This window comes from Pseudomonas petroselini, assembly GCF_045037875.1.
Taxonomy (GTDB): Bacteria; Pseudomonadota; Gammaproteobacteria; order Pseudomonadales; family Pseudomonadaceae; genus Aquipseudomonas; species Aquipseudomonas petroselini.
The window spans coordinates 4503789-4524736 of the sequence record NZ_CP173614.1; the positions used below are offsets into that span (position 1 = coordinate 4503789).

The 20948-nt window shown below is 57.1% G+C and carries 21 protein-coding genes and 1 pseudogene; 15 read left to right on the forward strand and 7 right to left on the reverse strand.

All coding sequences use genetic code 11. The annotated features are described in order from the left end of the window. Positions 1 to 68: 68 nt before the first annotated feature. The 4 genes and pseudogenes from ACI512_RS20640 to ACI512_RS20655 all read left to right on the forward strand — a co-directional run. Positions 69 to 239: pseudogene (locus ACI512_RS20640) on the forward strand (LysE family translocator); the annotation flags it as partial. Between the two features lie 357 nt (positions 240 to 596). Beyond that, positions 597 to 2249 (forward strand): methyl-accepting chemotaxis protein, encoded by a 1653-nt coding sequence (locus tag ACI512_RS20645; RefSeq protein ID WP_250948693.1) that lies wholly within the window; start codon positions 597 to 599, stop codon positions 2247 to 2249. A gap of 230 nt (positions 2250 to 2479) precedes the next feature. Beyond that, the gene (locus ACI512_RS20650; protein ID WP_231807426.1) at positions 2480 to 2731 is read left to right on the forward strand and encodes a hypothetical protein; all 252 of its coding nucleotides are present in this window, start codon (positions 2480 to 2482) and stop codon (positions 2729 to 2731) included. Positions 2732 to 3143: 412 nt separating this feature from the next. After that, positions 3144 to 3470 carry a low molecular weight protein tyrosine phosphatase family protein gene (locus tag ACI512_RS20655; protein ID WP_236383334.1) on the forward strand — a complete coding sequence of 109 codons (327 nt, stop codon included), beginning with the start codon at positions 3144 to 3146 and terminating at the stop codon, positions 3468 to 3470. A gap of 187 nt (positions 3471 to 3657) precedes the next feature. On the opposite strand, the gene ACI512_RS20660 is transcribed toward ACI512_RS20655, so the two are convergent. Beyond that, positions 3658 to 4125 (reverse strand): DUF1203 domain-containing protein, encoded by a 468-nt coding sequence (locus ACI512_RS20660; RefSeq protein ID WP_064053454.1) that lies wholly within the window; start codon positions 4123 to 4125, stop codon positions 3658 to 3660. A gap of 213 nt (positions 4126 to 4338) precedes the next feature. Here ACI512_RS20660 and ACI512_RS20665 point away from each other — a divergent pair, with 213 nt between their 5' ends. The 4 genes from ACI512_RS20665 (at position 4339) to ACI512_RS20680 (ending at position 6150) form a co-directional block, all read left to right on the forward strand. Further along, positions 4339 to 4758: a hypothetical protein gene (locus ACI512_RS20665; protein WP_236383332.1), complete on the forward strand. Its 420-nt coding sequence runs from the start codon at positions 4339 to 4341 to the stop codon at positions 4756 to 4758. A 36-nt stretch (positions 4759 to 4794) separates the two neighbouring features. Then, complete coding sequence (locus ACI512_RS20670) at positions 4795 to 5208, forward strand: hypothetical protein (RefSeq protein WP_236383330.1); 414 nt, start codon at positions 4795 to 4797, stop codon at positions 5206 to 5208. A 135-nt stretch (positions 5209 to 5343) separates the two neighbouring features. Beyond that, a complete protein-coding gene (locus ACI512_RS20675; protein WP_405121297.1) occupies positions 5344 to 5790 on the forward strand; it encodes a GNAT family N-acetyltransferase in 447 nt (148 codons plus the stop codon). 117 nt (positions 5791 to 5907) lie between these two features. Continuing rightward, positions 5908 to 6150: a hypothetical protein gene (locus tag ACI512_RS20680; RefSeq protein ID WP_064053451.1), complete on the forward strand. Its 243-nt coding sequence runs from the start codon at positions 5908 to 5910 to the stop codon at positions 6148 to 6150. A 176-nt stretch (positions 6151 to 6326) separates the two neighbouring features. Here ACI512_RS20680 and ACI512_RS20685 read toward each other — a convergent pair whose 3' ends face one another. Together ACI512_RS20685 and ACI512_RS20690 are read right to left on the reverse strand one after the other, a co-directional pair. Next, positions 6327 to 6866, reverse strand: coding sequence for an AAA family ATPase (locus ACI512_RS20685; protein ID WP_405121298.1), 540 nt, complete (start codon positions 6864 to 6866; stop codon positions 6327 to 6329). A gap of 102 nt (positions 6867 to 6968) precedes the next feature. Continuing rightward, on the reverse strand, positions 6969 to 7370 hold the full coding sequence (locus ACI512_RS20690; protein WP_236383690.1) for a GFA family protein: 402 nt from the start codon (positions 7368 to 7370) through the stop codon (positions 6969 to 6971). A 159-nt stretch (positions 7371 to 7529) separates the two neighbouring features. Between ACI512_RS20690 and ACI512_RS20695 the strand changes: the two genes are divergently transcribed. Next, positions 7530 to 7748 carry a hypothetical protein gene (locus ACI512_RS20695; protein WP_064053449.1) on the forward strand — a complete coding sequence of 73 codons (219 nt, stop codon included), beginning with the start codon at positions 7530 to 7532 and terminating at the stop codon, positions 7746 to 7748. 85 nt (positions 7749 to 7833) lie between these two features. Here the strand turns inward: ACI512_RS20695 and ACI512_RS20700 are convergent, their stop codons facing one another. Then, on the reverse strand, positions 7834 to 8037 hold the full coding sequence (locus tag ACI512_RS20700) for a hypothetical protein (RefSeq protein WP_236383689.1): 204 nt from the start codon (positions 8035 to 8037) through the stop codon (positions 7834 to 7836). Positions 8038 to 8450: 413 nt separating this feature from the next. On the opposite strand from ACI512_RS20700, the gene ACI512_RS20705 reads away from it, so the two are divergent. After that, positions 8451 to 8933 (forward strand): VOC family protein, encoded by a 483-nt coding sequence (locus ACI512_RS20705; protein ID WP_046036171.1) that lies wholly within the window; start codon positions 8451 to 8453, stop codon positions 8931 to 8933. On the opposite strand, the gene ACI512_RS20710 is transcribed toward ACI512_RS20705, so the two are convergent. Then, positions 8930 to 9826: an SGNH/GDSL hydrolase family protein gene (locus ACI512_RS20710; RefSeq protein WP_236383688.1), complete on the reverse strand. Its 897-nt coding sequence runs from the start codon at positions 9824 to 9826 to the stop codon at positions 8930 to 8932. The two genes, ACI512_RS20705 and ACI512_RS20710, sit on opposite strands and share 4 nt — an antisense overlap. A 208-nt stretch (positions 9827 to 10034) precedes the next feature. Here ACI512_RS20710 and ACI512_RS20715 point away from each other — a divergent pair, with 208 nt between their 5' ends. The 4 genes from ACI512_RS20715 to ACI512_RS20730 all read left to right on the forward strand — a co-directional run bounded on the left by ACI512_RS20715 (position 10035) and on the right by ACI512_RS20730 (position 15239). After that, a complete protein-coding gene (locus ACI512_RS20715) occupies positions 10035 to 11426 on the forward strand; it encodes a hypothetical protein (RefSeq protein ID WP_236383687.1) in 1392 nt (463 codons plus the stop codon). A 292-nt stretch (positions 11427 to 11718) separates the two neighbouring features. Beyond that, positions 11719 to 12582, forward strand: coding sequence for a 4-hydroxy-tetrahydrodipicolinate synthase (dapA, locus tag ACI512_RS20720; protein WP_236383686.1), 864 nt, complete (start codon positions 11719 to 11721; stop codon positions 12580 to 12582). A 117-nt stretch (positions 12583 to 12699) separates the two neighbouring features. Beyond that, entirely contained in the window at positions 12700 to 14076 is a 1377-nt protein-coding gene (locus ACI512_RS20725) for a cystathionine beta-synthase (RefSeq protein ID WP_046036175.1), read from the forward strand. Beyond that, a complete protein-coding gene (locus tag ACI512_RS20730) occupies positions 14073 to 15239 on the forward strand; it encodes a cystathionine gamma-synthase (RefSeq protein ID WP_405121299.1) in 1167 nt (388 codons plus the stop codon). Before ACI512_RS20725 ends, ACI512_RS20730 begins: the two co-directional genes overlap by 4 nt. Before the next feature lie 298 nt (positions 15240 to 15537). On the opposite strand, the gene ACI512_RS20735 is transcribed toward ACI512_RS20730, so the two are convergent. Next, a complete protein-coding gene (locus ACI512_RS20735; protein ID WP_236383425.1) occupies positions 15538 to 17736 on the reverse strand; it encodes an OsmC domain/YcaO domain-containing protein in 2199 nt (732 codons plus the stop codon). Between the two features lie 223 nt (positions 17737 to 17959). Here ACI512_RS20735 and ACI512_RS20740 point away from each other — a divergent pair, with 223 nt between their 5' ends. After that, complete coding sequence (locus ACI512_RS20740; RefSeq protein ID WP_405121902.1) at positions 17960 to 19465, forward strand: methyl-accepting chemotaxis protein; 1506 nt, start codon at positions 17960 to 17962, stop codon at positions 19463 to 19465. Positions 19466 to 19531: 66 nt separating this feature from the next. On the opposite strand, the gene ACI512_RS20745 is transcribed toward ACI512_RS20740, so the two are convergent. Beyond that, positions 19532 to 20935, reverse strand: coding sequence for an XAC2610-related protein (locus ACI512_RS20745; protein WP_236383422.1), 1404 nt, complete (start codon positions 20933 to 20935; stop codon positions 19532 to 19534). Positions 20936 to 20948 lie beyond the last annotated feature (13 nt).

Below are 20948 nucleotides of genomic sequence, written 5' to 3' on the forward strand. Positions count from 1 at the left end.
AGACTTTTCGGTTAGATATCCTCACTGATTCCCGCCTGCGCAAACCCGGAGCCGCCATGGACCACCCTTCCTACCTGGCCGGTGTCGGCCGTCTGCTGGCGTTCGCCGGCATGATCGCCCTCGCCTCGGCTGTTTTTGCGGTGGTGTTGCAGGCGTCGGATTTGTTGTTCTACGGCATAAAGATCTTGGGGGCAGCGTATCTGTTTTATCTGGCGTTTCAGTTGTGGCGGGCAAGCCCGATGATGATCAATATGATTTTTTCTGATGGACTGCTTTCGGCCAAAAGCGGTCTGTCATGAACTTGAGCATAGAGCTCATTATAGGGCTCGACAAAATTAAATTGAATTAAGTATAGAGTGCTTTTTGTTTTGAGTATGGCGTTGGAGTAAATATCCAGCCAGAATTAAAAAACCACTCAAATAGATATGCACAGACAGTGCAGGCAATTCGATTGGACTGCTAGAGTTGCAATTTAGCACTTTAGTATCACAACGCCATTTAACACTTGAACTATTGCCATCCAGCGGCCCATAGTGCCAATGCGCCAGATTCTTGGCTGCGCCGTAAGAATAATAAAAATCTCCTGGAGAGTTAGCATGTTAAATTCATGGTCGGTGCGGACAAGATTGCTGTTGGGTTTTGGCTTGCTTGTAGTGATTACGTTTATGATCTCTGCATTTTCTGTCATTAGTTTAAATGAATCAAATCTACGCTTCTCAAGTTATGTTGATGGTTTGGATAAGCGCATGGGTCTGATGAACGATTTGTTGCTCGCTGCGCAGCAACGTGCTATTTCAGCACGCAACCTTGTACTGGTCACCTCTGCAGTTGACCGACAAGCTGAAGCGGACGCCATAAATACCGAACATCAAAAAGTTAAAAAGCTTTTGTCGGAACTTGTAGCGGGCGTCAATGTGCTACCCACATCCGCCGAGGATAATAACGCCCGGAGTTTAGTTGCTGAGATCGAGAAAATTGAGAAAATTTATGGCCCTGTCGCTTTAGAGATTACGCGGTTAGCCATGAGTGGCGACGATAAAGCGGCCATTGATATGATGAACAGTGAATGCTTGCCACTTCTAAAGAAACTAGTAACCAGCGTTATGAATTACAAGAGCTTTAACTCAAGTCTTGCGCAGACTAGCATCAGTGACTCGCAGAACGAATATAAAAACACTCGTAACTTTCTGATGTTCTTCTGCGCACTGGCAATTACCATAGGGGTCGTACTGACCACTCTGATAGTTCGTGGTTTATCACGTGCTCTTGGTGCAGAGCCGACTGTCTTGTCCACCATCGCTCAGCGCGTCGCCAGTGGTGACTTGCGCCCGATTCTTGAAGCGAAAATGTCAGTGGCCGGTAGTGTGCTGTCGTCCTTAGGTGAAATGCAGGCACGCCTGAGCCTGCTTATTAGTCAAGTTAATACGTCATCGTCCGTCATTTCTGATGCCGCCGTTGACCTTTCAGCTGCGACAGAGCAGACCCGCATCGGCGTAGGAAATCAGAGAATTGAAATCGACCAAGTCGCCACCGCGATCCACGAAATGGTAGCAACCACCCTTGAAGTTGCGCGCAACTCCGAAGAAGCAGCCCATGCGGCACAAAACGCTAACCTTCAAGCGCAGACCGGCGGCACCATGGCAAAAGACGCAATAGCCCAAATCAAACGCTTGGCCTCTGAGGTGTCGAAATCTGCGGCCGCTATGGCACAACTCAAAATAGAGAGCCTAAATATAGGTGGGGTATTGCAAGTTATAACGTCGGTCGCAGATCAAACCAACTTATTGGCGCTGAATGCCGCTATCGAAGCTGCGAGGGCGGGCGATGCGGGTCGAGGGTTTGCGGTGGTAGCAGATGAGGTGAGAACGCTTGCCAAACGGACTCAGGGCGCAACCCTGGAAATTGGCGCTCTGACCGCCAATCTGCAAAAAATAGCCGAAGAAGCTGCTGGGATGATGGAAGTATGTCGCGGTTTGACTGATGAAACCGTCATACAAGTTTCAAACACCGGGAGTTCGGTTGAAACCATCGTGGGGATGATTGACAACATCCAGCAAATGGTCAGGCAAATCGCAACCGCCGGTGAGGAACAAAGTTGTGTGGCAGAAGAAATTAACCGCAGTGTTACTTCAGTCCGTAATATTGCGGATGATTCAGCTTTGTCGTGCGAGAAAACTGCCAGCTCAAGTAATGAGTTGGCAGAACTCGGAGCCGTGCTACAGCGGCAAATAGGTAAATTTACGGTTTGATGAGCTTATTGATATTGCGTTTGCGGAGTGAGGAGCGCTCGATTGATTCACGCTCAGAATTATTTTTACAGATCACCGCAACCCAATCCATCAGAACGATATGTATAGCTTCTCGACCATGTAATAAGTAGCATACCGCCCAGCAGATAGAGGGTTCAGCGACGCCGCTACGTAGATTATTTACATGCTGATTAAGTGATCCTGACTGGGTGCCTGAGGAAATTCGAGAAATGATCGAGTGGGAGAATCTTGACTCAGCATCTGAAATCGCCCGAAAAGTTATCGAGTGCGACGCCAGACTGGCTATTCAGACAACGGCTCCCGATCAAGTGATCAGTGATGGGGTTTCGATAACTGTATCCACGTTGGGCATGGCAGTTGATCCGTCCGACCCCAATATTTTTGAAGTGCTGACTTTATTGGGTCGTAAGGTGAATGGGGTCATTCAAGAAACTGTAAACGGCGGAGTAACGCTTTCCTAGCCAGTTTCACCGTTGTCCTGAACTGGCCTGCCATTCGCCGAGTACCGCTAACGATGAGAGAGTGACAATTGTTGGCCGTTTGGCGCTGAGGCCGCCTACAGTCATTAGCTGCTGCTGGTATCAAGCGCTCAACCTATCTAGCCCCTGCATCGATTCACGTTTACTATATTTCCAACTCGTATTGCTGCGGCTGCTGAACCCGGTACTCACGAGGATATAACGATGAAAAGAACCCACGCCTGGAGACGTATGCACGCCCGTAAATGCAGAGGCGACAATACGGTTCGTCCGCTGGATTCAAGACAGAAAAGAATTGGAAACTGATGTGCATTCGTGCAGCCAAACTTTACAGAGCACACCCACTCGGGATGAGCTATCCCATCCGCACAACCCGCCAACTACTGGATCAAGAGTGACTAATCTCCTGTTCGTCTGTAGCCGTAACCAATGGCGTAGTCCTACTGCGGAAGCGATCTGGCGCCGTCGTCCAGGCTTTAATGCCCGTTCAGCAGGAACCAGTCCAAATGCACGTAAACCTATCAGCCCAGCGGATATTCGCTGGGCTGATGTGATCTTTGTCATGGAACGCAAACACCTTAATCGTCTTCAGGTTGAATACGCCCGCCTTCTTGAACACAAACGGCTCCACTCTCTCGATATTCCCGATGATTACCGCTACATGGATCCTGAACTGGTGGGCATGCTTGAAGACATTGTGACGTCCTACCTCACCACGTAGGCTTCATGCGGGAACGACTGTCGCAGGAATGGTCGCGGATAGGCCGGCGGGCCGATCTAGACCTTCTATTGCGTTTAAAGATCAAGTTCACACCCATTAGCTGCCATTCGAGACGGGCCACTAACGGCCAATACCGCCCAGTGGGTGACCAGCAAAATCGAAGACGAACCACAAAGACCTGCGGTAACTAAGCCCGATCTATTCGCCCGGAGTAGCAACCCTGCTTGGCATTGTGAACGTGAATGTAACTAACCTCTGGATTGGCAAACATCCGGGTAACGACAGGTTCTATTGCTAGTCCATCAGCGACGTCGGCGTCGAGCATCATCCCATCATCAGTGAAAGCGCGAAGTGATAGCAGGCGGATTCGCATAGACTCGGGTACCTGATCGACTGCGTCATAAGCGTGCGTGGCCCACTCCCGTATGAAGATCGCGTGTGAGGCACGGTATGGCGTCTTGGCTGGCTGACAGACATGGTTGAGTAACAGCACACTCTGACCTAGCTCCGCATCCTTCATTTCGATACGGTCGGGAAAGCCTGGGTTGCTGTCGACGATGTAACGCTTTATCCCGAGAGACGCAAGCTCTTGGTCGGGCAATCCAAACAGTGACTGAAATGGCTCCGGGGAAAGGCCAGTTATACGAAACACCATCGTCGAACTCCTATTGGTTTGGCGTGCTATCAGACTGGAATTCGTACAGTGCTTACTATCCGATTCTTGCTGCTTTATTCAAGCCGCCGCGACCGGCTGTTTGGGTAAAAGCTGGCATTTCGAATGTCGCTTGATTTGGCGGGATTTCACTGTAAAAAGGCTGCGGACTTTCACGAACCACCCGCATCAAAAAGGTCACAGGGAATGAGATCGATGGAAAATAACCCTCCACAGTTCACTCGTATTCCGCTGGCAGCCATCGGCGTCGGGTTGGGCCTTGCCGTAGCCGTCTACACCACGGGAAAAGGCCCCTTCTTCCTAGAGAACTTTGCATGCACCTGGTTACCGCAAGTGGCAGTGCTTTGCATAGCGCTGCTGTGCAAAGCGTCACGAGAATCGCTGGGAGGAATGGCGACTGCCATGGGGCTGTACTTGTTCCTTTTCCACCTCTGGGTCACAGACTCCATGGGGTGGCTTTTCTACTTATTCAGCTTTCCAGGCATCCTCATCGGAGCATTGCTTAGCGTTGTTTTCGGCCCCTCGCGGAAGGTGTTCAAGGCACTGGTAGCGTTTGCGTGGGTGGTACTCGGTATAGCGGGAAATTTGGCGATTCTGGTTTTTACGCTCAGATAAGACGCCTAGCAGCGACTGGAAGTGGGTCATTATTTTATGAACGAAGGTTGGCAAAACGACGATTACTTCATCGTCCTCACGCAGGATGAAAGCTTGGCTGCGATGAAAGCCTACCGATTTGATCATTACCTGCCGGGTTACACGCTACTGGGCCTAAAAAGTTGGGACGACTTTATCGTCATCAACGCTTGCCGAGTAATGTTTACGGTACCAACTTTGCCGCTCGACGCGTCCTGTGTTGCGCCGTTTGCGCTGCCCCAGCCGATTTCGCTGGAGCCTGACGAGCAGTTCGCAGGGAAGATCAAATGGCATGTGAAGCCGTTGGTTTGCGGGGGCGATCCAACAGACAAAACGAACGTGGCCTGGATCACTCATGAACAACATGCTGAACTTGTCGTCTGGTGGAACGAACAGTACAAGCGCGCCGGAGCGCAGCCTTTTAGCGACTGATCTTTAAGCCAACATCGTGTGATTTTGAAGGTCAGCTAAAGGTCGGTAGCTGCGCTGCCACTTGCATCGCTCATAGCATGCGCCCGATGCATCCTCGATCAGCCAAAAGGATTCACGCCGAATCCGGGACGATGAATGAAACCAATCGAGATTCAACAGATTACGCACCTGCCGGCGGACATTCTTACTTTGGAGAAAGAGGCCGTTGCAGAAGGTTTCCGGCTTCTTACGCGCCTGATTTCGGAGTGGCATTCTGGAACGAATCGCTTCAACGCACCCGGTGAATGTCTCATGGCAGCGTATTCGAACCAGCAAGTGATAGGAATCGGAGGGCTAACAGTTGATCCCTATAACAAGCCCGATACCGCAAGGCTGCGGCGAGTGTACGTGGCACCTGCGGCAAGGCATCAACATGTCGGTCAGGCGCTGGTAAACGCATTGGTTGCACACGCAACTCTTCACTTTCAGAAGGTGCGTCTTTCCACCGATACTTCTAGAGGCGACGCGTTTTATTTGCGCTGCGGCTTCAGTCGAACAGAAGATGTCCATGCCACCCACATCATGGAGTTGGTCAATGCCTGATCAGGCAGCTTTCGGCTCAGAAGGAACCACTCGGATGCCTCTAGAAAATCAGGGGCGATTCAAACGAGCTTAAGGCATTTCAATCTAGATTTTTCTGACTATGGTAAAGGGTGAGTAATGGATATTCTAAAAAAAGAGTGTATTGCCAGTGTAACGTTGTTTGATTTGCGCCTTTCTGAAGGGGAGCTAATGATTTATGCAGATTGCATGCGCATTATCAAAGAGCGCCTTTGCGATTCGGAAATAGCTTCTCTAACAGTTTGCGAATCTAAAGAGGAGCTAACTCACTTCTTGGAAGATATGTTGAATGCGCTAAAATTAGTTGAAAGGCAAGAGTACATTCCAGATAGGTTTAAGTAGTTTTTAAGTCTGTGTCCTTTTCAATTTTGTCTCTACAGCTGGGTAAGTTGAGTGTCTTTCTGTGGACAGGTGAAAGGCCGCTCATGGCAGATCGCAGTCGGAGGTGACAGGCAGCTATCCCCCAAGAGCCACCGCTCGCAACCGACAGTTTCCTTGGTGAAGCAGTCAACCGTCGATCAATCTTGCGGAGCTTGGCCAGTCGTTTTTCCAATGTTTGCGAGAAAAATCCTGGTATCTCGATTAGAACGCAGATGAACCACGCTGCAAGCTGATGGCGCTGTTGCCAAGAGTTGTTGCATCTTCGCTCGCGCTGATTTTTTCGTCTGCCACATGAATCTAAAAAACTCCGGCAGGTTCGCCAGCCGTTCGGGGCAGTTCTCCGGCAAGTCAGGCCGAGACTTACCACGTTGGAGCAGTGTTCTGCGCAGTACGCGCAAGAATCGAAGCGTCGCCGAACGATCAATCCATATTAGAAGATCTGCACGGGCCATCCGGTTGTCCCAAGTGACTGAATGGCCACCTTCGAATATCCAACAATCACGGGCCTCGACGTCGAGACAAAGCCGCGTCTTCTCATCCCGGCTTCGCTCGATCCAACCTGGCTGCCAGTGGATAGTGTCGATATGAACGACCGGCAACCCCGTACGCTGACCAAGCTTACGCGCCAAAGTGCTTTTGCCAGACCCAGGTTGACCAACAATCATCACCCGTTGCATCGGAGCTCCTTCTGGCTATGCACGCTGATTTTTTGGGGTGGCGATTTTACGCCAATGCCTATCTCCGTCAACAAAAGCGAGGCAACTTTCGCCCGGGAGACTTCAGTCGTTTGGAGGGCATGGGTTGGATGAACTGTGCCAGTGCGCTGCGGCGTCGAGATGAACATGTTTCTGCTTTCGAGGTAAAAAGGGCGTATCGAGCGTGCCCAGCGCTATTGAAACCCAGTTGGCAAACTCACCTTGAGATCGTGACCAGAACAAGGCCGAACCGCACTGCGCGCAGAACTCGCGTGATACCTTCTCTGAAGAAGCATAGGTTTTGATATGCATAGCGCCGCTAAGTATTTGCAGCGCGCTACGCGGAACGCTGCCGTACGAAGCAAATGCGGCTCCATGACCTTTGCGACACTGGCTGCAATGACAATGACTCACCGCTTTGGGTGTGGTGGACAGCTCATAACTGACGGCCGCACATAAACAGCTTCCTTGATACATCTCTGTCATACGCTCTTCCATGCATGCAAAGACCCCAGCGTAACCTTCCCAATCTAATCAGTCGACCGAGCGCTACAGGCCTAAAGCGTCTCCGGTTCGCAGCGAACGGAGTTGAGAGATTCATGACCGGCTCGTAAGCTGAATCCCTTTAATGACGGCTGCCTTTAGATGGAAAACAATATGTCGCTGCAGATCGAGCGGGCAGCTTATGACGAGTTCATCCGGCTGTGGAGCCAAGGACGCTTCAAGCAACAGCGGTTGGGCCAAGCCTTTTATAATCACTTCAAACTACACAGGCTCAACGATCAAGATTCATTGCACACACTCTACGAAGCGGATGGTGAGAAAGCCTCACGGCTAATTTTGCGCCTTTTCCTTCTGCACTAATCGGCAGTTTTTGACCGTTTACTGCATGTGGTGACCGGCAGAAATCGACCCATTACTGTCGTTCATACAGGTCCAATCCGCCGTATCAGATAATGCCCATCTCTTCAGCCCAACTATCGACTCCAAGCTTTTTAGCCGTCTCAACTAAACAGTTCCTTTCCGCATCGGAGGCATCGTTCAGTTCAGCAGCAATTGCCTCAAGCGCCGCCACGTCATTATCGTTTTCAAAAGGATGCCGGCCGTCAATATGTTTGCAGGCAAGGACCAATGCGCGCGCGATGGCTTCCATGTAGATCTCCAACACTCAAGTAACGGTTATAGACGTAGTAAAGAGGCATAGCATCCAAAAAACGGAATGCCTTTCGGTCTGGCGTGGTGAGCGCGCCGAACACGACCTCCGGCCTAGCAGTAAATCCAGCTGATCGTCATCACGCCTCATCGCAGGATTGCCCACGCAATGTTGAGAGCGGGCTGGCAAATCAGAATGGCTGTCGCGAGCAACGTGCCATAAGCCCGCCTGGTTCCTGGCGCCGGGTGATGAATGAATTGTCACATCCCCGATCTTGGCTGGATAGAACCCTGCTTGGGGGCATTTTGGGATAAGCGCCTCCAATGCAATTCGAGCCTTCACGCGTGGCTTTGCTATCGTGCAGCAACTGGCCGTCTAAACTCCACACACCCATTCTCACGTGGAGACCCATCATGACCCGCAAAAACACCCTCTGCCTCTGGTACAACGGCACCGCCCTGGAGGCTGCGACCTTCTATGCCAAGACATTCCCGGACAGCCAGGTAAACGCTGTCCACCTGGCCCCCGGCGATTTTCCGGCCGGCAAACAGGGCGACGTATTGACCGTGGACTTCACCGTCCTGGGCCTCCCTTGCATCGGCCTTAACGGCGGGCCAATCTTCTCCCATACCGAGGCGTTTTCGTTTCAGGTGGCCACCGATGACCAGGCCGAAACCGACCGCTATTGGGACGCCATCGTCGGCAACGGCGGCCAGGAAAGCGCCTGCGGCTGGTGCAAGGACAAATGGGGGGTGTCGTGGCAGATCAGCCCACGCGTACTGACTGACGCAGTGACTCACCCCGACCCGGCGACCGCCAAGCGTGCCTTCGAGGCGATGATGACCATGAAAAAGATCGATATCGCCGCCATTGAGGCAGCGGTCGCTGCAGGTTAAGGCAACGCCTCAAGCATCGCCTTGGCCGCCAGTGCATGAACCTTGCGGGTGGGGTGCCATTCGTCCCAGTAGTAATGGGTATCGGGGTCGGCACACACCGGCTTCACCTCCGGGTAGGTGGCTTGGCACGGTGTGTCGAGGTCGGTGAAACCCTTTTCCGCCGGGTTGGCGCGCAGTGTGTCGCTAAAGGCCAGATGATCGAAGTAGCTGACCTTCGCCGTCCCGATCTGCGCCAGCACTGCAGGGAGTTTCTGCGCGAGCAACTGCTGGTACTTTTTCGCATTGTCGACCTGATTGCCCTGCACCACGGCGGGCACATGGCTCAGGTCCGTGGTGCCCACGACCATGATGTGCCTGGCTCCCGCTGTAACCAACTGCTCGGTGGCGCTGCGGATATTCGCCAGGCTGGCTTCGCTCAAGGCCTCGACCGTTTCAGGATGGGCGAAGTCGGCCCATTCAAAAAAATCGTTGGCCGAAATGAAGATGAAATACAGCGCCTTGGGGTCGGCCTTGTCGCCCTTGGCGACCTGCAAATGCTCAGCGACCTGCCCCAGTAGGCCGGTGTCGCGGGATGGCATCATCCACGCGTAGTAGTTGCCATGGCCACTTTTGGCTCCTCCCACCGCATAGTCGGTCAGGGGAACGTTCAATGCCTGTGCCAGGCCTTCGACGGCGGTGGGGCCATTGCTCCAGCGCCCCTTCCAGTACAGGGGGCCTGGCAGCGCCTGGGCCTCCTTGACCTTCTGCGCGGCAAGCCGGGTGGTGAGTGCTGCACCCGCGCCATTGTCGGAGTAGCTGTCGCCGAAGGCATACAGATGATCGTAGTTCGAAACGCCAAAGGCGGTCGAGGCGGACAAGGTCAGCAGAGCGGCCAAACACGCACGTAGGATCATCGAGGTTCTCCCGGAATATCTGCACAGCCTACCGCCTCACTACGACCACGGCAGAACGATTGCGACCTGCACATATCCGGCGGCGGCCACGCCACGGCTGTACAGGGGCGGCCATCCTCGTTAGGCTTGCGGCCCGCAACATCCGGTTAAAGATTCAACTTTATCCGCCGTCACCCTTACATCCCTGAATGGACTCAACGAGGCTCTCGTGCGCTTTATCACTCCCCTTTTGCTGATCGGTGGCTTCGCCACCTTGGCCGGTTGCGCCACCCAACAAAAACAGATCGATCAAATCTTCACCCAGGCGCTCACTCAGCCCTTGGTGGAAAACAGCATTGTGCGCGAAGGCGACTCGCTGAGCTTTGAGCTGCTGATGCCCGCCCTCCCCAATGGCGTGCGTCGTACCCTGCAAATGGAAGCGGCGTGTTCTTCACCGAAGGTGCATCTGTTGTACATGGATGCTGTCCGACGCATGTACCCAGGCAGCATTGGCCGCTATGCAACAGCACAGACATTGTCGCCGCAACTGTACGCGACCCTGGCCGCCAACCAGACCTTCGTACGCGCCTGTGCCGAAACACCGAAGCCGGACTGGCGCCTGGTGCAGACCAACGAACGTGACAACCAGGTCCTGATCGATGCCAACAGCATCAAGACCGTCAACGGCGAAACGCGCTTCTGGGCTGCCTTCGATAACCCGACGGTGCTCAATGACCTGCCCTACAACGCCCCGTATGCGCAAAAACGCGAACACTTTTCGGTGGCGTGCAAAGCCGGTACTTACCTGCAACTGGCCGGCTACGACATGGATGCCAACAACCGCGTCAGCGACGGTCGTGTCGACAGTTTCCCCACGCCGCAGAACATCGTCGGCAGCAATGCCGACTATGAGTTGCTGTTCAATAAAGTCTGCGTCAACCCGGAAAAAATCGCCGCACTGCCGGCGTTCAAGCCCCGCATGAAAGCACCGACCACCATTGCCCTGACGTCCGTGCAGCCTGCCGTGCTGGCGGCCATCACGCAACTGAACCTGGACAAGCCCACCCGTTCGTTCAAATACGTACAGTTTGTCGGCACCAGCAACTACCGTGGTAAGGCCAGTGATAACAAAAGTACCCAGTTCATCAGCCAGGATGCGCCGAGCGGTCAACTGGCCCTGGCCACCCGTGGCGACGGCTATGAGAGCCAGGCCGTGAGCTGGCGCAACCTGTTCAACCTGGTGTCGAAAGCCACCTACGGCGGTTCAGGCATGGCCGAAAGCTCGACGCTGACCCAACTGAGCTTCACCGGCAACTGGAAGGCCCTGCCCGTGGGTGAGACAGTGACCTATGCAAGCACACGTTCCAGCCTCAACAGCCTGATCGGCAGCAGCACAAACTCACAAACCACCCGTTGCCAGGTCGAGCGTGAACTGCAAGCCAGCGAACTCAACGCGAAACTGTCGGGCACCGCCAAGGCCTTGTCCTGCCGCGTCGACGACGACAAGTACAAGCGCGTCAGCCACCTGTACTTCCTGACCGACTACGCCTACTTCCTTGAGTCGAGCACCGACAAAAACGAGTTTTTCTACTCCGACTCACGTATCGATAAATTCGAATAAGCCCCGTTGACACACTCTGTAATATTCCATGAAGATGGAGGCCTTATTCAGGGTGTGTCAGCCAATGTCTGCAATGTCCTCCGTTAACCTGTGCGCCATTGGCTTGATTGCCAAGGCGCAAGGTTGCGTTGCACACACCCTCAAATCGAAGAAACAGTCGCTCATGTGACCGGGGCGCGCTGTCCCGTCAGATGAGCTGACAGGACATTGAGCGCGACGGTCTACCCACCTTGCACAATTGCCTCTGCCCTTCTGACGGTGACTCCAGCGGTCAATCATCAGGAGAAAGTGCATGTCAACGTTTCAAGGTATCTGGGTTCCCGTGGTCACGCCGTTCCACCACGGCGCTATCGACTTTAACGGCCTGCACCGGCTGGTCAGTCACCTGCAGGACAAGCACGTGTCCGGGATCATGGTGTGCACCACCACCGGGGAAGCGGCGTCGCTGAGCCGTCAGGAGCAACTGGCCGTGCTGGATGCGGTGTTGCAGTGGGTGCCCGCGCACCGTGTGGTGATGGGCCTGGCAGGCAATAACCAGGTCGAGTTGCTGCAGTTCCAGCGTGAAGTGCTGCAACGCCCGGTGGCCGGGTTACTGGTGCCGGCGCCGAGTTACATCCGCCCCTCCCAGGCGGGCCTGGAAGCGTTCTTCCGTACCGTGGCCGATGCGTCCAGCGTGCCGATCATTCTCTACGACATTCCCTACCGTACCGGCGTGACTTTCGACCAGGCGACCCTGCTCAACATCGTTGCCCATGAGCGCATCGTGGCGATCAAGGATTGCGGTGGCAACCTGGGCAATACCCTCGCGCTGCTGGCCAGCGGTGAGGTGGACGTACTGTGCGGCGAAGACGTACAGATGTTCAACGCGTTGTGCCTCGGCGCGACCGGAGCCATTGCGGCCTCGGCACATATTCAGACGCACGCGTTTGTGGCGCTGTGCCAGCAGGTACGCGACAACCAGTTGGCCGAAGCGCGAGCGACATTCTTTCAGTTGCTGCCGCTGATCAACACACTGTTCATGGAGCCCAACCCGGCGCCGGTCAAGGCCGCGCTGGCCCTGCAAGGCTTGATCGGCGGCGAATTGCGCGCGCCGATGCAGGCCGCCACTACCGCCGTTGTCACGCGCTTACAGCAGGTGCTGAACCCGCCCGGCTAATGCGCCAAAAACAGTCAGCCAACGGACCGTCCGGTTGCGACCGGACCGATCCCGGCCTATCGTCGAACCCACGCTTTGCGCTTTTGCTGTCCATCCCATGCGTATTCAGGTGACGACATGCCCAGCCCTTCCCGCCCCGCCGTCCTCGAACTGATCGGCAACACGCCACTGGTGCGCGTCAGCCGTTTCGACACCGGTCTGTGCACGCTGTTTCTCAAACTGGAATCCCAAAACCCCGGCGGCTCCATCAAGGACCGCATCGGCCTGGCCATGATCGACGCCGCCGAGCGTGACGGCCGCCTGCGCCCCGGCGGCACCATCATCGAAGCCACCGCCGGCAACACCGGCCTGGGCCTGGCACTGGTCGGCCGGGCCAAAGGCTACCGGGTGGTGCTGGTGGTGCCCGACAAGATGTCCACGGAAAAAGTGTTGCACCTCAAGGCCATGGGCGCCGAGGTGCACATCACCCGCTCCGATGTGGGCAAAGGCCACCCCGAGTATTACCAGGACGTGGCTGCACGCCTGGCCAAGGACATCCCGGAGTCCTTCTTCGCCGACCAGTTCAACAACCCGGCCAACCCTCTGGCCCACGAGACCAGCACCGCGCCGGAGATCTGGGCACAAACCCAGCATGATCTGGACGCGATCGTGGTGGGCGTCGGCTCGGCCGGCACACTCACCGGCCTGACGCGGTTCTTCAAGCGCGTACAACCCGAACTGGCCATGGTACTTGCCGATCCCGTGGGTTCGGTGATGGCCGAGTACAGCCGCAGCGGCCAGTTGGAGACGCCAGGCTCGTGGGCGGTGGAAGGCATTGGCGAGGACTTCATCCCCTCGATTGCCGACCTGTCCAGCGTGCGCCACGCGTATTCCATCAGCGATGAAGAAAGCTTCGATCACGCCCGCCAGTTACTCAAGGCCGAGGGCATTCTCGGCGGGTCGTCCACCGGCACCCTGCTCGCCGCCGCGCTGCGTTACTGCCGCGAACAGACCACACCCAAGCGCGTGGTCACGTTTGTGTGCGACACGGGTACACGCTACCTGTCGAAGGTCTACAACGACCAATGGATGAACGACGCGGGCCTGCTGCACTACAAGCACTACGGCGACCTGCGCGACCTGATCGCGCGGCGCTTCGAAGACGGCCGAGTCATCAGCGTGAGCCCTGACGACAGCCTGCTCACCGCATTCCAGCGCATGCGCCTGGCGGATGTCTCGCAACTGCCGGTATTGGTGGACGGCCGTGAGTTGGTGGGGGTGATCGATGAATCCGACATCCTGCTGGGCCTGCACCAGGACGCCGCGCATTTCAACATGAGGGTCGCCAGCGCCATGACCAATACCCTGCAAACCCTGGCCCCCAACGCCAGCCTGGCGGAGCTTCAGGCGGAGCTGGATCGCGGCCTGGTCGCCATTATTGCCGATGCTTCGGGCTTTCACGGCCTGATCACCCGCGTCGACCTGCTCAACCACCTACGGAGATCCCTTGCATGAGTCAGTCCGATAAAAGCGCGTTTGCCACCCGCGTGATCCACGCCGGGCAATTTCCCGACCCGACCACCGGCGCGCTGATGCCACCGATCTACGCCAACTCCACCTACCTGCAAGACAGCCCCGGTGTGCACAAGGGCTTCGACTACGGCCGCTCCCACAACCCCACGCGGTTTGCCCTGGAGCGCTGCGTGGCCGACCTCGAAGGCGGCAGCCAGGCGTTTGCCTTCGCATCCGGGCTGGCGGCGATCTCGACGGTGCTGGAGCTGTTGGATGCCGGCGCCCACATCGTCTCCGGCAATGACCTGTACGGCGGCACCTTCCGCCTGTTCGACAAGGTGCGCCAACGCAGCGCCGGGCACCGCTTCAGCTTTGTCGACCTGAGTGATGTGTCGGCATTTGAAGCGAGCTTGCAGGACGACACCCGCATGGTCTGGGTCGAGACCCCCAGTAACCCGCTGCTGAGTCTCACTGACCTCAGCGCCATTGCCCGCATCTGCCGCAATCGAGGCATTATCTGTGTGGCCGACAACACCTTCGCCAGCCCGTGGATCCAGCGCCCGCTGGAGCTGGGTTTTGACGTGGTGGTGCACTCTACGACCAAGTACCTCAACGGCCACTCCGATGTGATCGGCGGTATTGCCATTGTCGGCGATAACCCCGAACTGGCCGAACGCCTGGGTTTCCTGCAGAACTCGATCGGCGCCATCGCCGGCCCCTTCGATGCCTTCCTCACCCTGCGCGGCGTGAAAACCCTGGCGCTGCGCATGGAGCGCCATTGCAGCAACGCCCTCGACCTGGCCACCTGGCTGGAGCAGCAACCGCAAGTGGCGCGGGTTTACTACCCAGGCCTCACGTCCCACCCGCAGCACGCACTGGCGCGCCAACAGATGCGCGGCTTTGGCGGAATGATCTCGATTGACCTGAACAGCGACCTGGCCGGCGCCACGCGCTTCCTGGAAAACGTCAAGATCTTCGCCCTGGCCGAAAGCCTCGGCGGCGTGGAAAGCCTGATCGAGCACCCAGCGATCATGACCCATGCGAGCATCCCGGCGGCCACGCGGGCGCAGTTGGGGATTGGCGATGGGTTGGTGCGGTTGTCGGTGGGGGTTGAGGATGTGGAAGACCTGCGCGCCGACCTGGCGCAGGCGTTGGCAGGCATCTAAACAGGTTGGATTGGTTTGTGTGGTGAGCGCGCTCTTGTGGTGCTCTTGTGGTGAGCAGGCTTGCCCCGCGCTGGGCTGCGCAGCAGCCCCATGGGCCGACTGCGTATTTCAAGTTATATCGGCGCGGAGGGTGTTAGGCCTGCTTCGCAGGCCAGCGCGGGGCAAGCCCGCTCACCACAAGAGCCCGCTCACCACTCCAAGAGCCCGATCACCTAAAACAGCCGATCACCACACACACAAGCCCTCCCACCTACAACAGCCGCTCACCACAACAAGCCAGCTCCTGCAGGGCCAAGTATCAGCCGGTGGTGATGGTGGCACGTGCCGCATGCAGCTTCTTGTAGCTCTCGATCAAACGTTGATGCCGGTCCAACCCCTCCAGCTTCATGCTGGTCGGCGTCAGGCCATGGAAGCGCACATCGCCGTTCACCGAACCAACCACAGCATCCATCCGCTCATCGCCGAACATGCGGCGGAAGTTAGCTTCGTAATCCGCCAGGTCCAGGTCGTCGTCCAGTTCCATCTCCAGCACCGCATTCATTGCCTGGTAAAACAGGCCACGCTCGGCGGTGTTGTCGTTGTACTGCAGGAACATCTCCACACACTCCTTGGCCTCTTCATATTGCTGCAAGGCCAGGAAGATCAGCAGCTTCAATTCCAGGATGGTCAGTTGGCCCCAGGCGGTGTTGTCGTCGAACTCGATGCCGATCAGGGTGGTGATATCGGTGTAGTCGTCCAGCTCGCTCTCTATCAGGCGCTCGACCAACGCCTGCAACGCCTCCTCGTTGAGGCTGTGCAGGTTGAGGATGTCCTCGCGGAAGAACAGCGCCTTGTTGGTGTTGTCCCAGATCAGGTCATCCACCGGGTAGATTTCCGAGTAGTCCGGCACCAGGATGCGGCACGCGGTAGCGCCGAGGTGTTCGTACACCGCCATGTAGGATTCTTTACCCATGCCTTCAAGGATACCGAACAGGGTCGCGGCCTCCTGGGCATTCGAGTCTTCGCCTGCGCCCGTGAAGTCCCACTCGACGAATTCGTAGTCCGACTGGGCGCTGAAGAAGCGCCACGACACCACGCCGCTGGAGTCGATGAAGTGCTCGACGAAGTTGTTCGGTTCGGTCACCGCCTGGCCTTCGAAGGTCGGCTGCGGCAAGTCGTTCAGGCCTTCGAAACTGCGGCCTTGCAGCAGTTCGGTAAGGCTGCGTTCCAGCGCCACTTCCAGGCTTGGGTGCGCGCCGAAGGAGGCGAATACGCCGCCGGTACGCGGGTTCATCAGGGTCACGCACATCACCGGGAATTCACCGCCCAGGGACGCGTCTTTCACCAAGACAGGGAAACCCTGGGCTTCCAGGCCCTGGATACCGGCGAGGATGCCTGGGTACTTGGCCAGCACCTCGGCCGGTACGTCCGGCAAGGCGAATTCGCCTTCGATGATTTCACGCTTCACGGCGCGCTCGAAGATCTCCGACAGGCACTGCACCTGGGCTTCGGCCAGGGTGTTCCCCGCGCTCATGCCATTGCTGAGGTAGAGGTTTTCGATCAGGTTGGACGGGAAGTACACCACCTCACCGTCCGACTGGCGCACGAACGGCAGCGAAACGATGCCGCGTTCCTCATTGCCGGAGTTGGTGTCGAACAGGTGCGAACCGCGCAGCTCGCCTTCGCGGTTGTAGACCTTCAGGCAGTAGGCGTCGAGGATTTCCTTGGGCAGTTCGTCGTTGGGGCCCGGCTGGAACCAGCGCTCATCCGGGTAATGCACGAACGGCGCATTCGCCAGTTCTTCACCCCAGAACTGGTCGTTGTAGAAGAAGTTGCAGTTAAGCCGCTCGATGAACTCGCCCAGTGCCGACGCCAAGGCGCCCTCTTTGGTCGCGCCCTTGCCGTTGGTGAAGCACATCGGCGAGTGCGCATCTCGGATATGCAGCGACCACACGTTAGGCACGATATTGCGCCACGAAGCGATCTCGATCTTCATGCCCAGTCCGGCCAGAATGCCGGACATGTTGGCGATGGTCTGCTCCAGTGGCAGGTCTTTGCCGGCGATGTAGGTGCCGCCGTCGGAGGTCGAACCGGGCATCAACAAGGCCTGGGCATCGGCGTCCAGGTTCTCGACTTCCTCGATGACGAACGCCGGCCCGGCCTGCACCACTTTTTTGACCGTGCAACGGTCGATGGAACGCAGGATGCCCTGGCGGTCCTTGTCGGAGATGTCCGCCGGCAACTCGACCTGAATCTTGAAGATCTGGTTATAGCGGTTTTCCGGGTCGACGATGTTGTTCTGCGACAGGCGAATATTGTCGGTGGGGATATTGCGCGTCTGGCAATACAACTTCACGAAGTACGCCGCGCACAAGGCCGACGACGCCAGGAAGTAATCGAACGGCCCCGGTGCCGAGCCGTCGCCTTTATAGCGAATCGGCTGGTCGGCAATCACCGTGAAGTCATCGAACTTGGCTTCAAGTCGGAGGTTGTCGAGAAAGTTGACCTTGATTTCCATGGGGGCACACCAGAATAACGGACTAAACAAAAATGGCCGCCATTATGAGGTTTTTCATCGGGAAGTTTCAGGCTTTTGACCAGTGGCGGGCCAATTGACCCATGTGGATTAACTTTTTTGCAGGTGGCGCCGATGAACTGAGGGCAATCAGGGAGTAGTCGAAATGCGCAATAACCAGCCCGTAACACAGCGTGAGATTTCCCTCGCGCCTTCGCAAAAACTCATCTCCGCCACAGATGTCCGAGGTGTCATCACTTACTGCAACGACGCCTTTGTCGAGATCAGTGGCTTTGAACGCGCCGACCTGATCGGCGCCCCGCAGAATATCGTACGTCACCCGGATGTGCCGCCCGCGGTGTTTGCGCACATGTGGGGTGCGCTCAAACAAGGCCTGCCCTGGATGGGCATCGTCAAGAACCGCTCGAAAAATGGCGACCACTATTGGGTCAACGCCTATGTCACGCCGATCTTCGAGGGCAGCAAGGTGGTGGGTTACGAGTCGGTGCGGGTCAAGCCCACTGCCGATGAAATCCGCCGTGCCCAGGCCCTGTACCAACGCATCAGCCAGGGCAAGCCGGGCGTACCGCGCCTGGATGCCTGGCTGCCGGCCGCGATCAGTTGCGTGCCGTACGTGGCGACCGGATTGGCCGGCAGCGTCGCGGGGTTATTCCTCAGTGCACCCATCGCCATCGCGGTGGCTGTTGCGGTCGCCGTGCCGGTGGGTGTGCTCTGCTCGCGCTGGCGCCAAGGCAGCACGTTGCGTCTGTTGCAAGGTGTGGAGCCTTCGACGTCGGATGCCTTGATCGCGCAGATGTACAGCGATGCACGCGGCCCACAGGCCCGTCTGGAAACCGCGTTCCTCAGCCAGGACGCGCGCCTGAAAACCTGCCTCACCCGCCTGCAGGACAGTGCCGAACAGTTGAGCGCCCTGGCCGGGCAATCCGATCAGCTGGCCACCGCCAGCTCCAAGGGTCTGGACCGCCAGCGCGTCGAAACCGAACAGGTCTCGGCCGCGGTCAACCAGATGGCCGCTACCACCCAGGAAGTCGCCAGCCACGTTCAACGTACCGCCGACGCCACTCAGCAAGCCAACGTACTGACTGGGCGCGGCCGTGAAGTGGCGCGTGATACCCGCGAAGCCATCGAACGCCTGTCCGCAGTGGTCGGCGAAACTGGAGCCACCGTGGCGCGATTGGCCAAGGACAGTGACGAAATCGGCAGCGTAGTGGATGTGATCAAGGGCATTGCCGACCAGACCAACTTGCTGGCCCTGAACGCCGCCATCGAAGCCGCACGGGCCGGCGAGCAAGGCCGTGGTTTTGCCGTGGTCGCCGACGAAGTGCGCCAACTGGCACAGCGTACGTCCCAGTCCACCACCCAGATCCACGCGCTGATTACCCAGCTGCAGGCGTCTTCAAACAACGCGGTGCAAAGCATGGAGCACGGCCAACGCCAGGCCCAGGAAGGCGTGGCCTGGGTGATGGAGGCCGACCAGGCGCTGGTAGGCATCAGCGAGGCCGTGTCCCATATCACCGAAATGACCACCCAGATCGCCGCCGCCACCGAAGAGCAAAGCGCGGTCGCCGAGGAGATCAGCCGCAACATCACCACCATCGCCGAACTGGCCGACCAGACCTCGATGCAAGCCCATCAATCCACGGACTTGAGCAAGGAGCTGACGAATACCGCGGCCACCCAATATGCGTTGGTCGAGCGGTTCAATCGCTGACAGTGAGCACCGTTGAGAAGCAACGCTCGACGGTGCAACGCTTTAGGCCAATCAGCCGGTTTCAAGTCATGGCTGCTTACGGTACTTCCCCGTCAAGTAATCCAGGCTGTCGGGCGCCGAGTTGTGTTCAATGACCGCGAAGTTCTTTACCAGTTGGATGTGGTACGGGCCTGCCCGTTTGGACGCCAGGGGGTCACGCACGATAATCAGGTTTTCGGTTTCCATCGGCACAGTGTGATGCGCGGTCACGATGGCTTTGGAGGTGCCGGTGGCTTTGAGTGTGAGGGTGAATTGCGCGAGTTCCCGGCCCTCGGCATCGCGTTCGGGCAAGATAGTCAGGTCCAGGTCGCCATCGCGGTCGAGGAAGTCATCACGCATCTGGTAATGGCCACTGCGTTGGTCACGCGCGACTTCGCTGAGTTTGTCGTACTCCGGTTCGCGGTCCTCACGCTGCAATTGAATCTCCAGTTCAGGCTTGTTGCCCTTGCCGCCAGCGACCCAGCTACCGCTGTAGCGATAAGGCTCGACGGTTTCCTGGGTTATGCGCCAGATCCCGGTCTGGTGGCCGTCATCGGTGTATTCGAAGAGGTAGTCGAACGCCTTGCCGTCATACTCGCCCTGCTCGCCCACCAGTTTGATCGGCTTGCCACTGCCACTTTTGGTGTAACGCACTTCACCGATCAGCACCGCACCTTGCTGCTGGTACCAGAGTTGCACCGGGATCTTGCCGTTGAGGGTGCCGACCAGGTACTGAGGGTCTTCATTGACGGGGCCTTCGAGGCGCGGTGTCTCCTGCCATTTACCGTCTTTCCACTCGCCAGTGGTGCGCAGCATGTAGCCGCGGGGCATGCTCGAGTTTTCTCCATCCTCGGTAGGCGGGACTTCTTGTTGGGTGTAGGAATCCAGCCGCACCAACTCACCGTCGCGCATGTGCAAACGGCTGGAACGTGTCCAGCAGCAGCCACGGTCGGTTTGCGAATGGATGATGCCGTCCTTCGCGACTGAAAACATCCCGCCGAAGGTTTCATTCGCCAGGTCGGTCAATGGACGGTTCAGTACCCATTGGGTTTTAACCGGGTCTTGCAGATACACATCGTAGTGGTACTGCAAGCTCTCATTGGCATCTTCACCATTACGAATCGCCAGGTCCTGGCGCCCATCCCCGTTGATATCGGCGAAGGACAACAAGCCGTACTCGCCCACCAGATGGTCAGCGCGTGTCGCGCCATTGCGATCCTGCGGCACGTTACCGGCCGGGGTCTGCAACTGTTGCAGGGTTTCGAGGGTGGTTCTGTCACGCACGGTGATCAGGGCGCGAGCCAGTTGCTGCACGTCTTGCGGCACGTCCGGGAACACTGCTTCGACCAGGAATTTGCCACTGGGATCGTTGACCGAGAACGAGCGCGGCTCGGCCATGGCCGGTGCGGCAAAGGTTATCGAAAGGAACACACCGCGCACTAACGAACGCATTCAGAGCATCCTT